This is a genomic window from Allobosea sp. RIT-PG3_2 (assembly GCF_057321085.1).
Window position 1 is genome coordinate 590392 of record NZ_JBXWCA010000001.1, and the last position, 13173, is coordinate 603564.

A 13173-nucleotide genomic window follows, 5' to 3' on the forward strand; every position below is an offset into this window, starting at 1 on the left:
GGAGCATCGGCCCGACAAGTGGAATGCGGTTTTCGGAAAAGCTGATGCAAGATCAAAGCTCAGGGCGAGACGACCTTCTTGAAGCCCTCATGGCTCTGGTCGAAGCCGAGATTGCGGTAGAAGCGATGGGCGTCGGGCCTCGCCTTGTTCGACGTGAGCTCGACGAGACCTACCCCTCTCGCCGCAGCGTAGGCGAGAGCATGGCGCATCATCACGCCACCGATGCCCAGGCCTCGGCACTCGGGCGCAACATGCACGCTCTCGATCTTGGCGCGAACACGCCCGCGCTCGGCGAGCCCCGGCAGCAGCGAGATCTGATAGGTGCCGACAACGACTCCGCCGCGCTCGGCGACGATCAGGCTGCAATAGGGATTGGCTTTCATCGCCTTGAACGCCTCGCGATAGGCTGGATGCAGCGCTTCGGCGGCAATTGCCTCAGGGGTGCGGGCCTGCGTCGGCGCCCCGTGCAGGATCAGCGTGGCGATCCGCGGCACATCGTCTGCCGTGGCTTCGCGCATGAGGATGTCGGATGCGTCGACGGCTTTCTGTTTCATTGCGCTTTGTCTCCGAGGCCGAGCGGCCTTCACTCTGCGAAGAGGCGCTTGGCCATCAGCAGCGTGTTCGGCGTGTCGTCGCGTCCGTCGAAGCGGGCCTGTCGCTGCAGGAAGAAGCCCATGCGCTCGTAGAAGGCGATCGCCAGCTCGTTCTGGCTCTCGACCTCGAGGCGGGCAACGGGCGCCTTCGGGAAACAGGCGAGCGCGATCTGCAGAAGCGTGCGGCCGATGCCGACGCCCTGCCAGGCCGGCAGCACGTAGAGCCGCGTCAGCAGCGCCGCGCCATCGCGCTCCGGCCGGGCCGAGGCGGTCGCAACGATATCCTCGCCGATCAGAGCGACGAGGAATACGCCCTCGTCGCGGCCGAGCTGGCTGCGCAGGTTTTCCGGCGAATGCCAGGCATTGGTGATCTCGGCGACCCGCTGCCAGCCGTAGACGCCGTCATAGGTAGCGTGCCAAGTCTCGACCAAAAGCGCCCTCACCGCCAGAATATCGGCGGCTTCAGCGTCGCGGATGACGAGACCTGCGGGCGTCATCCCAATCGTCCAGATTGCACAAGAAATACGGCCGTCATCCCGGGCTTAACCCGGGATCCATGCCGGCACGCTCCCGTTGAAGGTTCAGGCATGGATCCCGGATCTCCGCTTCGCTGCATCCGGGATGACAGCATGTTTGATCACTCGATGCCGAGCTTCTTCTTCAGGATCTCGTTGAGCGCCTGCGGGTTGGCCTTGCCGCCCGAGGCCTTCATGGCCTGGCCGACGAACCAGCCCAGCATGGTCGGCTTAGCCTTGACCTGCTCGACCTTGTCGGGGTTCGCCGCGATGATCTCGTCGACAGCCTTCTCGATCGCGCCGGTGTCGGTGACCTGCTTCATGCCGCGGGTCTCGACGATCTCGCGCGGGTCGCCACCTTCGGTCCAGACGATCTCGAACAGGTCCTTGGCGATCTTGCCGGAGATGACCCCCTCGCCGATCAGGTCGACGAGCCCGCCGAGCTGGGCAGCCGAGACCGGAGAGGTGGTGACGTCCTGGCCTTCCTTGTTGAGGCGGCCGAACAATTCGTTGATCACCCAGTTGGCGGCGGCCTTGCCGTCGCGTCCCTTGGCCACGGCCTCGAAATAGTCGGCCTGATCGCGCTCGGCGACCAGCACCGAGGCGTCGTAGGGCGACAACCCGTATTCGGCGATGAAGCGCGCCTTCTTCGCATCCGGCAGTTCCGGCAGCGCGCCCCTGAGCGACTCGACGAAGGCGTCGTCGAATTCGAGCGGCAGCAGGTCCGGATCGGGGAAGTAGCGGTAGTCATGCGCCTCTTCCTTCGAGCGCATGGAGCGCGTCTCGCCCTTGCCGGGATCGTAGAGGCGCGTTTCCTGGTCGATGGTGCCGCCGTCCTCGATGATGCCGATCTGGCGGCGCGCCTCGGTCTCGACCGCCTGGCCGATGAAGCGGATCGAGTTGACGTTCTTGATCTCGCAGCGCGTGCCGAGGGCGCCGCCGGGCTTACGAACGGAGACGTTCACATCGGCGCGCAAATTGCCCTTCTCCATGTCGCCGTCGCAGGTGCCGAGATAGCGCAGGATGGTGCGCAGCTTCGAGACATAGGCCTTGGCTTCGTCCGCCGAGCGCAAGTCCGGCTTCGAGACGATTTCCATCAACGCCACGCCGGAGCGGTTGAGATCGACGAAGCTCATGGTCGGATGCTGGTCGTGGATCGACTTGCCGGCATCCTGCTCGAGATGCAGCCGCTCGATGCCCACCGTGATCTGCTCGGTCGGCGAGAGATCGACGACGATCTCGCCTTCGCCCACGATCGGGCTCTTGTACTGGCTGATCTGGTAGCCCTGCGGCAGATCGGGATAGAAGTAGTTCTTGCGATCGAAGACCGAACGGTTGTTGATCTGCGCGCTCAGGCCGAGCCCCGTGCGCACGGCCTGGCGGATACATTCGGCGTTGATGACGGGCAGCATGCCGGGCATGGCCGCATCGACGAGGCTGACATGCTCGTTGGGCTCGGCGCCGAAGCCGGTCGAGGCGCCGGAGAACAGCTTGGCATTGGAGGTGACCTGGGCATGGATCTCCATGCCGACGACGATCTCCCAATCGCCGGTCGCGCCCTTGATCAGCTTCTTCGGGTCGGCGGGGCGGGCATGCGCATTCATCTGAAATCTTCCGGCTCGAATGGTCGCCTACGCGTTACGATGTCAGCGGGCGTGCGGCAAGCGTCGTTGCCTCGATCCGGCGCATCAAACCGCCCTGTCATGGTGCAGCGCCGTTGCGCTCCTGCAACCAGATGGCGGGAATATGACTTATATGACGCAATATTGCGCTCGATGATGGGTGATGGTTCTTGACATTCGTCACTCCCCATCCCTTTTTGCGGCACAGACCGGAAAACCCGCTATGTTGCGCCGGTCCGCCACACGGAGTTCCGTCATGCCACGCAGCCGTTTCATCGGCCTGGTGTTCACCGCTATTGCCACGTCGACCGGCTTCACCGCACTCGACGCCGCTGCCCAGGGAGCGCCGCCTGCCCCGCCGGTTCAGGTCGCCAGCCCGCTCGCCAAGCGCATCACCAACTGGGACGAGTATACCGGCCGCTTCGAAGCGAGCGAGCAGGTCGAGGTGCGCGCCCGCGTCTCCGGCTTCATCGACAGCGTGCACTTCCCGGACGGCTCGATCGTCCAGAAGGGCGACCTGCTCTTTACCATCGATCAGCGGCCTTACAAATTGGCTGTCGACGTTGCCCGCGCCGAAGTCGCCCGCTCGAAGGCCCAGGTCGAGCTCTCCCAGAACGAGGTCGACCGCGCCGAGGGCCTGACCCAGAACCGCACGATCACCGCTCGCGACGTCGACCAGCGCCGCGCCAACCTCAACAGCGCGATCGGATCGCTGCAGGGCGCCGAGGCCAATCTCAAGAACGCCGAGCTCAATCTCGAATGGACCGAGGTGCGCGCGCCGCTCTCCGGCCGCATCTCGAACCGCCGCGTCGATCCGGGCAACCTGATCGCCGGCGGGCAGTCGGGCGCGACGCTGCTGACGACCATCGTCGCGGTGGCTCCGATCTACTTCACCTTCGACGTCTCGGAAGCCGACTTCCTGCGGTACAACCGCATGGCCAATCTGCGCGATACGACCAGCAAGGACACCGGGACGCCGGTCGAGGTGCGGCTCTCCGACGAGACCAAATGGGGTCGCCGCGGCAAGGTCAACTTCCTCGACAACGCCCTGAACGCCCGTTCGGCGACGATCCGCGGCCGTGCCGTGTTCGACAACAAGGACCAGTTCCTGACGCCCGGCGTGTTCGGCCGCCTGCGCTTCTTCGCGGGCGAATCCGACGCGCTGCTGGTGCCCGATACGGTCATCGCCTCGGACCAGGCCAGCAAGGTCGTGCTGACGGTCGGCCCTGAGAACAAGGTCGTGCCGAAGCCGGTCGTGCTCGGGCCGATCAGCGAGGGCTTGAGGGTGATCCGCTCCGGCCTGACGGTCGAGGACAAGGTGATCATCGGCGGCAACGCCAATCCCATGGTCCGCCCCGGTGTCGCCGTCACGCCGCAGCCCGGCGAGATCAAGGTCGCGACGACGAACTGAGCGACCTCCTCCAAGATTGAAACATGGGCGCCTGCGGGCGCCCACCCGCCTTTTCCGGACAGGACATTTCCATGTTCCGCTTCGCCCATTTCTTCATCGACCGGCCGATCTTCGCCACCGTGCTCTCGGTGCTGCTGACGATCGCCGGCGCCATTGCCCAACGCTCGCTGCCGATCTCCGAATATCCCGAGATCGCGCCGCCGACCGTCTCGATCACCGCGACCTATCCAGGCGCCTCGGCCGAGGTCGTCGCCGCCACGGTGGCGACGCCGATCGAGCAGGAGGTCAACGGCGTCGACGACATGCTCTACATCACCTCGCAGTCGACAGGCGACGGGCGGGTGACGATCAACGTCGTGTTCAAGGCCGGCGTCGACATCGACCAGGCGCAGGTGCTGGTGCAGAACCGCGTCTCGCAGGCCGAGCCGCGCCTGCCGCAGGAGGTTCGCCAGCTCGGCCTGCAGACGCGCAAGGCCTCGCCCGACTTCCTGATGGTCATCAACATGATCTCGCCGGACGGGTCGCGCGACGCGCAGTACATCTCCAACTACGCCTCGCTCTATGTGAAGGACGTGCTCACCCGCGTCGACGGCGTCGGCGACGTGCAGGTCTTCGGCGCGCGCGACTTCTCGATGCGCATCTGGCTCGATCCGGCCAAGGTCTCGTCGCGCAACCTGACGGCGGGCGACGTCGTCGCCGCGCTCCGGGCCGCGAACGTGCAGGTGGCCGCAGGCGCGCTGAACCAGCCGCCGGCGAAGTCGGACGAGGCCTTCCAGCTCTCGGTCAACACGCTCGGCCGCCTGACGGATGTCTCCGAGTTCGAGAACATCGTCGTGCGTGCCGACGCCGATGGCGGCACGATCCGCGTGCGCGACATCGCCCGCGTCGAACTCGGCTCGCAGGATTACACCTCCAACGCCTATCTCGATAACAAGAACACCGTCGCCATCGCCGTCTTCCAGCGGCCAGGTTCGAACGCGCTCGCGACCTCAGACTCGCTGATCTCGACGATGAACACGATGGCCAAGCAGTTCCCGGCCGGCCTCGAGCACCGCATCATCTACAACCCGACCGAGTTCATCGGGGAATCCGTCGACGCCGTGGTTCACACCCTGCTCGAGGCGGTGGCGCTCGTCGTCGTCGTGGTGATCCTGTTCCTGCAGACCTGGCGCGCCGCGATCATCCCGATCGTCGCGATCCCGGTCTCGCTGGTCGGCACGTTCCTCGTGATGAGCGCGGTCGGAATCTCCTTCAACACGATCTCGCTGCTCGCGCTCGTCCTGGCGATCGGCATCGTCGTCGACGACGCGATCGTGGTCGTGGAGAACGTCGAGCGCTATCTGGCCGAGGGCATGTCGCCGAAGGAAGCGGCGCACAAGACGATGGACGAGGTCGGCGGCGCGCTGCTGGCGATCGCGCTCGTGCTCTGCGCGGTGTTCATCCCGACTGCCTTCATCAGCGGCCTGCAGGGCACCTTCTACCAGCAGTTCGCGGTCACGATCGCAGCCTCGACGGCGATCTCCTGCTTCGTCTCGCTGACGCTGTCGCCGGCCATGTCGGCGGTGCTGCTGAAGCCGCACAAGAAGCATGACGAGAACGAGCAGCACGGATTCTTCTACAAGCTGGGCGCGCCGATCCGCTGGTTCTTCCACTACTTCAATGCGGGCTTCGACTGGCTGTCGCGGACCTATGGACGCATCACCTCCCGGCTCATCCGCATCGCGGTGATCCTGCTGATCGTCTATTCCGGCCTGATCGCCGCGACCGTCTGGGACATCCGCAGGACGCCGACCGGCCTCGTGCCGCAGCTCGACCGCGGCTACTTCATCGTCGCGATGCAGCTGCCGCCGGGCGCCTCGCTCCAGCGCACCGACGCGGTGCTGCGCAGGGCCAACGAACTGCTGCAGTCGCGGCCGGGCGTCGCCCACACCGTGGCCTTCGCCGGCCTCGACGGCGCGACCTTCACGATCGCGCCGAATGCCGGCGTCGCCTTCGTCACGCTCGCTCCGTTCAAGGACCGCGAGAAGGCAGGGCTGACCTCCGCCGGCATCCTGAACGACCTGCGCCAGCAGATGTTCTCGATTCCCGAAGCCTTCGCTCTGGTCATCGAGCCGCCGGCCATTCCCGGCATCGGCACGGGCGGCGGCCTCAAGGGCTATGTGCAGGATCGCAGCGGCCGCGGGCTCCCCGCGCTGGAAGGCGCGGCCTGGATCGTCGCCGGCTCGGCCGGGCAGGTGCAGGGCATCCAGCAGCCCTTCACGCTGTTCTCGACCAAGACGCCGCAAATCTATGCCGATATCGACCGTACCAAGGCGGAGATGCTCGGCGTGCCGATCACGCGCATCTTCGAGACGCTGTCGGTCTATATGGGCTCGGCCTATATCAATGACTTCAACCTGCTGGGTCGCACCTATCGCGTCACGGCGCAGGCCGACAATCCGTTCCGCCTGACCACCCGCGACGTCGCCGGTCTCAAGACCCGCAACGCGGATGGCGAGATGGTGCCGATCGGCTCGGTCGCCTCCTTCCAAGACACGACCGGCGCCTATCGCGTGCCGCGCTACAACCTCTATCCGGCGGCCGAGGTGCAGCTCTCGATGGCGCACGGCTTCTCGACCGGACAGGGCATCGCGGCGGTCGAGAAGATCGCGGCGGAGCGGCTGCCGGCCGGCTTCGGCTTCGAGTGGACCGAGATCGCGCTGCAGGAGAAGCTCGCCGGCAACACCGCGATCGTCGCCTTCGGGCTAGCGGTGGTGTTCGTCTTCCTGCTGCTGGCGGCGCTCTATGAAAGCTGGCTGCTGCCGCTCTCGGTCATCCTGATCGTGCCGATGTGTATCCTGGCCGCGATGTTCGGGGTGAACTACGCCGGGCTCGACCGGAACATCCTCGTCGATATCGGCCTCGTCGTGCTCGTCGGCCTCGCCGCCAAGAACGCGATCCTGATCGTCGAGTTCGCCAAGCAGGCGGAGGAGGAAGGCATGCACCGTCGCGACGCGGCGATCGCAGCCGCCCGCACCCGTCTGCGGCCGATCCTGATGACCTCGATGGCCTTCATCCTCGGCGTGCTGCCGCTGACCATCTCGGTCGGCGCCGGTGCCGAGATGCGCCAGGCGATGGGCATCGCGGTGTTCTCCGGCATGCTGGGCGTGACGATCTTCGGCCTGATCTTCACGCCGGTGTTCTACGTGATGGTGCGCTGGCTTGCGGATCTGCGCGGGAGCAAGCGCAAGGTCGAAGCGCAGGTGCCGCAGCAGCCGAGCGGCGCGCACTGAACGCTCGGCCGTCTTTCCGGGGCTTCGCGACAGCGAAGAGCCCGGAACACCGCAGAAATGGAAAAGGGGCTGCACCGTCGCAGCCCCTTTTTTTGATTCTCACGGCTATGGGTTCCGGGCTCGGACCTGCGGTCCGCCCGGAATGACAAGGGAGGAGCTACTCCCTCACCCCCACCAGCGCTCGGAAACCGGGAAGCGGCCCGCCGCTTCCTCGATGACCTGCCCGAGCGAGAACAGCGTCTCCTCGTCGAAGGGGCGGCCGATGAGCTGCAGGCCAAGCGGCAGGCCCTGGGCGTCCAGCCCCGCCGGAACAGCGATGCCGGGAAGGCCCGCCATATTCACCGTCACCGTGAAGACGTCGTTGAGATACATCTCGACCGGATCCGCCGAACCCTTCTCGCCGATGCCGAAGGCGGCCGACGGCGTCGCAGGCGTCAGCACGGCGTCGATCCCGGCCGCATAAGCCTCGTCGAAATCGCGCTTGATCAGGGTGCGAACCTTCTGGGCGCGCAGGTAATAGGCGTCGTAATAGCCGGCCGAGAGGACGTAGGTGCCGATCATGATGCGGCGCTTGACCTCGGCGCCGAAGCCGGCGGCGCGGGTCTTCTCGTACATCTCGACGATGTCCTTGCCCTGCTCGCGCAGGCCATAGCGGACGCCGTCATAGCGGGCGAGGTTGGACGACGCCTCGGCCGGCGCGACGATGTAATAGGCCGGCAGAGCGTATTTCGTGTGCGGCAGCGAGATCTCGACGATCTCGGCGCCAGCGGCCTTCAGCCAGTCGATGCCCTTCTGCCAGAGCGCGTCGATCTCGGGGTTCAGACCCTCCAGCCGGTACTCCCTGGGAATGCCGATCTTCATGCCCTTCACCGAGCGGCCGACGGCCTGCTCGTAATCCGGCACTGGGGCATTGACCGAGGTCGTGTCCTTCGGATCATGGCCGGCCATGGAGCGCAGCATCACGGCGCAGTCGCGCACGGTCTTGCCGATCGGGCCGGCCTGGTCGAGCGAGGAGGCGAAGGCGACGATGCCCCAGCGCGAGCAGCGGCCATAGGTCGGCTTGATGCCGACCGTGCCGGTGAAGGCGGCCGGCTGGCGGATCGAGCCGCCAGTATCTGTAGCAGTCGCGGCCAGGCAGAGATCGGCAGCGACGGCCGAGGCCGAACCGCCAGACGAGCCGCCTGGTACGAGATGATTGCCCTCGATGGCGCCGCCTGAGCCTGCCGAGACATTCGAGCCTTTGCGGCGCCAGGGGTTGACGACGTTGCCGAAGGCCGATGTCTCGTTGGACGAGCCCATGGCGAATTCGTCGTTATTGAGCTTGCCGAGCATGACCGCGCCGTCGCGCCAGAGCTGGCTGGAGACGGTCGATTCATAGGCCGGCACGAAATTGCCGAGGATGTTCGAGCAGGCCGTGGTGCGCACGCCCTCGGTCGCGAACAGGTCCTTGATGCCCAGCGGCAGGCCCTCGAGCGGCCCGCCCTGCCCCTTGGCGAGCTTCTCGTCGGAAGCGGCGGCCTGCTTCAGAGCGTGATCGGGCGTTTCGAGCACATAGGCATTGAGGGCGCGGGCCTTCTCGACGGCGGCGATATGGGCTTTCGTCAGCTCTGTGGCGGTGAAGGTCTTGGCCTTCAGGCCGTCGCGAGCCTCGGTCAGCGTCAGGCGGGTAAGATCGGTCACGGGAGAATTCCGGCGTTATCTGGTCAGGAGACCCCGGATCGCGCGCGGCGCGTCCGGGGTGATCGAACGGGCGGCTTCACCCTTCACTCGATCACCTTCGGCACCATGAAGTAGTTGTCCTCGGAGACCGGCGCGTTGGCGACGATCTTTGCGGCGATCTCGCCGTCGTTCACAACGTCCTCGCGCTGCTTCATCGCCATCGGCGTCACCGAGGTCATCGGCTCGACGCCCTCGACATTCACTTCGTTGAGCTGCTCGACGAAGCCGAGAATGGCGTTGAGCTCGCCTTGCAGCTTGGGCAGATCGGCCTCCGGCACGGCGATGCGCGCGAGATGCGCGACGCGTTTGACGGTGGCGAGATCGACCGACATGGCGGACTCCTGAAAAGGTGGCGGCGCAGGACGCCGGGAAAGCTTCGCCGGGCTATAGCGCGGCGAGCATGCAGACGTAAATCAGCATTGCTCGATCGGCCGGGTTTCTCCGGCTCAAACCGAGAAAGCCTCGCCCTTCCTGGGCACGACGACCTCGATGCCGCTGCCCTTCACACCCGCAAGGAAGGCATCGGCGTTCTGGTCGATGATCGGGAAGGTGCCGTAATGGCTGGGGATCGCGACCTTCGGCTTGACGAAGCGCGTCATGGCGAGCGCAGCGACCTTGCCGCCCATGGTGAAGCGATCTCCGATCGGGCAGATGCAAGCCTCGACGCCGTGAATCTCCGCAAGCAGAGCCATGTCGGAGAAGATGTCTGTGTCGCCCATGTGCCAGAGCGTCTTCTCGCCCCTGGCCTTGATGATCGCGCCGTTCGCGTTGCCGACGGGAACGTTGACGCCGCCCTCGCCCATGCCGGCCGAGTGATCGGCACGGACGAGCGTGACGCTGAAGGGGCCGAGATCGACGGTGCCGCCGGTGTTCATGGGCTGGAAGCTCTTCAGCCCCTGCGCGGCCAGATGCATGGCGAGATCATAGTTGGTGATCACCGTCGCTCCGGTCTTCTCCGCGATGTCGAGCGTATCGCCGACATGGTCGCCATGGCCGTGGGTGACGACGATGTGGCTCACGCCCTTCGAGATTGCCGCGACATCGCCCTCGAAAGCCGGGTTCCCGGTGAAGAAGGGATCGATCAGAACGGCGGCGCCGTCGATGTCGACGCGGAAGGCGGAATGGCCGTACCAGGTGAGTTTCATGCGAAGGCTCCGGGCTTTCGAAATGCCGGCCTCTATCTAGGCCGATCCGCACGCCCGACCAAGTCGACAATGCCGTTCGGGAGTTGCAGGCTGGCGCAATGCCAAACCAACGGAATCGCCCCATGACCGACGCCGCCACACTCGCTCGCCGGATCGCCCAGGGCCATGGCGACGAGCCAGCCGATCTCGTCATCAAGGGGGCAAAGCTGCTCGACCTCGTCACCGGCGATCTGGTCGAGAGCGACATCGCGATCTGCGGCGACACCATCGTCGGGACCTATGGGCGCTACGAAGGCAAGCGCGTCATCGATGCCAAGGGCCTCATCGCGGTGCCCGGCTTCATCGACACGCATCTGCACATCGAATCCTCGCTGGTGACGCCGCTCGAATTCGAGCGCTGCGTGCTGCCGCACGGTGTCACCACCGCGATCTGCGACCCACACGAGATATCCAATGTGCTCGGGGCCGAGGGCATCCGCTATTTCCTCGCCTCTGCCGAGGCGATGCGGATGGACCTTCGCGTCAATCTGTCGAGCTGTGTGCCGGCGACCCATCTGGAGACTGCCGGCGCAAGGCTCGAAGCCCACGACCTGACGCCGATGATGGACCACCCCAAGGTGATCGGCCTCGCCGAATTCATGAACTTCCCCGGCGTGATCCACCGCGATCCCGGCTGCCTCGCCAAGCTTGAAGCCTTCTCCCACCGCCATATCGACGGCCATGCGCCGCTGGTGCGGGGCATGGACCTCAACGCCTATCTCGCCGCCGGCATTCGCACCGATCACGAGACGACCACCGCCGACGAAGCTCGCGAGAAGCTCGCCAAGGGCATGGCGATCCTGATCCGCGAGGGCTCGGTCTCGAAGGACCTGCATCAGCTGATTCCGCTGATCTCGCGCGACGCCTCCCCCTTCCTCGCCTTCTGCACCGATGACCGCAACCCGCTCGACATCGGCGAGGAAGGCCATCTCGACTACATGATCCGCACCGCCATCGCCGAGGGCGCCGATGTGCTGGCGACCTACCGAATCGCCTCGCTCTCGGCGGCGCGAAATTTCGGGCTGTTTGACCGCGGCTTCATCGGGCCGGGCAAGCGCGCCGACATCGTGCTGGTCGAGGATCTCGCTGCCTGCTCGGTCAAGCAGGTCTTCACCGGCGGGCGCTTGGTCGAAGACGCGCTGTTCGAGGGTCGGACGGAGGTGGCGCCGGTCGGGCATGGCAGCGTGAAGTGCCGACCTGTCACGCCGGAGGATTTCCGCGTGAAAGCGCGCGATGGCGAGACGCCGGTGATCGGCGTCGTGCCGGGCCGGATCATCACCGAGCGGCTGTCAATGCCCCTGCCCTCACGTGACGGCGAAGCCCTGCCCGATCTCGGCCAGGACGCGATCAAAGTCACCGTGATCGAGCGGCACGGTCAGAACGGCGGCATCGCCAGCGGATTCGTCCACGGCTTCGGCATGAAGCGCGGCGCCATCGCTTCCTCGGTAGGCCATGACAGCCACAACCTCTGCGTCGTCGGGGTCGACGATGCGTCGATGGCAGCAGCGGCCAACCGGCTGATCGAGATCGGCGGCGGCTTTGCGGTCGCGGATGGCGACGAGGTTACGGCTGAGCTGGCGCTGCCTGTCGCTGGGCTGATGAGCGAAGAGCCGTTCGAGACGGTGCGGCACGATCTGGAGCATCTGCGCGCTGCGGCGAAGGCGCTCGGCGTCGTGCTGGCCGAGCCGTTCCTGCAGGTCGCCTTCCTGACGCTCCCGGTGATCCCGCATCTCAAAATCACCGACAAGGGACTGGTCGATGTCGACCGTTTCGACTTCGTGTGAAGAGACGGAGGCTCCCATCATGCTCGGGCGTGACCCGAGCATCTCTCGCAGGACGAGGCTCCAGCGCTTTCTGGTCCTGAGATTCTCGGGTCTGCGCTTCGCTTCGCCCGAGAATGACGCCACCCCGGTAGCTAAATCCGCCCTTCCAGCGCGGCCATGACCTTCTCGGCAACCAGCCCGGAGACGCGGCCGTTCGACTCGACCGTGTTCCCGGCGATATGCGGGGTCAGGATCAGGTTGGGCGCCCCAGTGAAAACCTTGGCGGCATCCTTGCCGAGCGGCTCCTGCTCGTAGACGTCGATCGCGGCGCCGCCGAGCTTGCCGGCCTTCAGGGCCGCGACCAGCGCCGCATCGTCCATGATGCCACCGCGCGCGGTGTTGATCAGGATCGCGTCGGGCTTCATCCCGGCAAGCGCCTTCGCGTCGATCATGCCCCGCGTTTCGGCCGTCAGCGGCACATGCAGGCTGATGACATCGGCCTCGGCCAACAGTTCGGCGAAGTCGAGCCGTCGCACACCACTCCAGGCCGGATCGTCGACCGGCAGGCGCGGATGATAGGCCGCGACCTCCATGCCGATCGCGCGGGCATGATGGGCGACGTCGCGCGCGATGGCGCCGAAGCCAACGAGGCCCATCAGCTTGCCGGCGATCTCCCGGCCGATCAGCTTCGTCTTCGGGAATTCGCCAGCCAGCATCGCCGCATTGGCGAAATAGGCTCCCCGCAGCAGCGTCATCGTCGTGCCGATGACGTATTCAACGACGGAGAGGCTATTGGCGCCCGTCGCGGGAAAAACGCGGATGCCGCGGTCGGCGCAAACCTTCATGTCGAGATTGTCGAGCCCGACGCCGAGGCGACCGATCACCTTCAGCGCCCGCCCCGCGTCCAGCACCTTGCCACGCACCTGCGTCTGGTTGCGCACGATCACGGCCGGGACATCGGCGACCAATCGCGCGATCTCGTCTGGGCTGGCGAAAAGCTCGGGGTCGTAATGAACCGTGTAGCGCGCCTTGAGGTTCGCGACGGCGGTCTCGTCCATGAATTCGGTGATGACGATGTCGGTCATGATGCCCCC

General features: G+C 65.8%; 10 protein-coding genes. 3 read left to right on the forward strand and 7 right to left on the reverse strand.

Translation table 11 applies throughout. The features are described 5' to 3' along the window. Positions 1–59 precede the first annotated feature (59 nt). From AC2FAN_RS02645 to gatB, 3 genes are all read right to left on the reverse strand, one after another. Complete coding sequence (locus tag AC2FAN_RS02645) at positions 60–554, reverse strand: GNAT family N-acetyltransferase (protein ID WP_485172609.1); 495 nt, start codon at positions 552–554, stop codon at positions 60–62. 29 nt (positions 555–583) lie between these two features. Next, positions 584–1090 (reverse strand): N-acetyltransferase family protein, encoded by a 507-nt coding sequence (locus tag AC2FAN_RS02650; protein ID WP_476805876.1) that lies wholly within the window; start codon positions 1088–1090, stop codon positions 584–586. A 140-nt stretch (positions 1091–1230) separates the two neighbouring features. Then, a complete protein-coding gene (gene gatB / locus AC2FAN_RS02655; protein ID WP_265053004.1) occupies positions 1231–2712 on the reverse strand; it encodes an Asp-tRNA(Asn)/Glu-tRNA(Gln) amidotransferase subunit GatB in 1482 nt (493 codons plus the stop codon). A 274-nt stretch (positions 2713–2986) separates the two neighbouring features. On the opposite strand from gatB, the gene AC2FAN_RS02660 reads away from it, so the two are divergent. Next, entirely contained in the window at positions 2987–4141 is a 1155-nt protein-coding gene (locus tag AC2FAN_RS02660) for an efflux RND transporter periplasmic adaptor subunit (RefSeq protein ID WP_265053003.1), read from the forward strand. Positions 4142–4212: 71 nt separating this feature from the next. Then, a complete protein-coding gene (locus tag AC2FAN_RS02665; protein ID WP_485172610.1) occupies positions 4213–7413 on the forward strand; it encodes an efflux RND transporter permease subunit in 3201 nt (1066 codons plus the stop codon). Positions 7414–7578: 165 nt separating this feature from the next. Here the strand turns inward: AC2FAN_RS02665 and gatA are convergent, their stop codons facing one another. The 3 genes from gatA to AC2FAN_RS02680 form a co-directional block, all read right to left on the reverse strand. Continuing rightward, complete coding sequence (gene gatA / locus AC2FAN_RS02670; RefSeq protein WP_485172611.1) at positions 7579–9093, reverse strand: Asp-tRNA(Asn)/Glu-tRNA(Gln) amidotransferase subunit GatA; 1515 nt, start codon at positions 9091–9093, stop codon at positions 7579–7581. Positions 9094–9176: 83 nt separating this feature from the next. Next, positions 9177–9464, reverse strand: a complete 288-nt coding sequence (gene gatC / locus AC2FAN_RS02675) for an Asp-tRNA(Asn)/Glu-tRNA(Gln) amidotransferase subunit GatC (RefSeq protein ID WP_265053000.1) — start codon at positions 9462–9464, stop codon at positions 9177–9179. Positions 9465–9578: 114 nt separating this feature from the next. Then, positions 9579–10277 carry a metal-dependent hydrolase gene (locus AC2FAN_RS02680; protein ID WP_485172612.1) on the reverse strand — a complete coding sequence of 233 codons (699 nt, stop codon included), beginning with the start codon at positions 10275–10277 and terminating at the stop codon, positions 9579–9581. Between the two features lie 122 nt (positions 10278–10399). Between AC2FAN_RS02680 and ade the strand changes: the two genes are divergently transcribed. Further along, positions 10400–12100, forward strand: a complete 1701-nt coding sequence (ade, locus tag AC2FAN_RS02685; protein WP_485172613.1) for an adenine deaminase — start codon at positions 10400–10402, stop codon at positions 12098–12100. 131 nt (positions 12101–12231) lie between these two features. Here the strand turns inward: ade and AC2FAN_RS02690 are convergent, their stop codons facing one another. Beyond that, on the reverse strand, positions 12232–13164 hold the full coding sequence (locus AC2FAN_RS02690; RefSeq protein ID WP_485172614.1) for a hydroxyacid dehydrogenase: 933 nt from the start codon (positions 13162–13164) through the stop codon (positions 12232–12234). Positions 13165–13173: the final 9 nt, after the last annotated feature.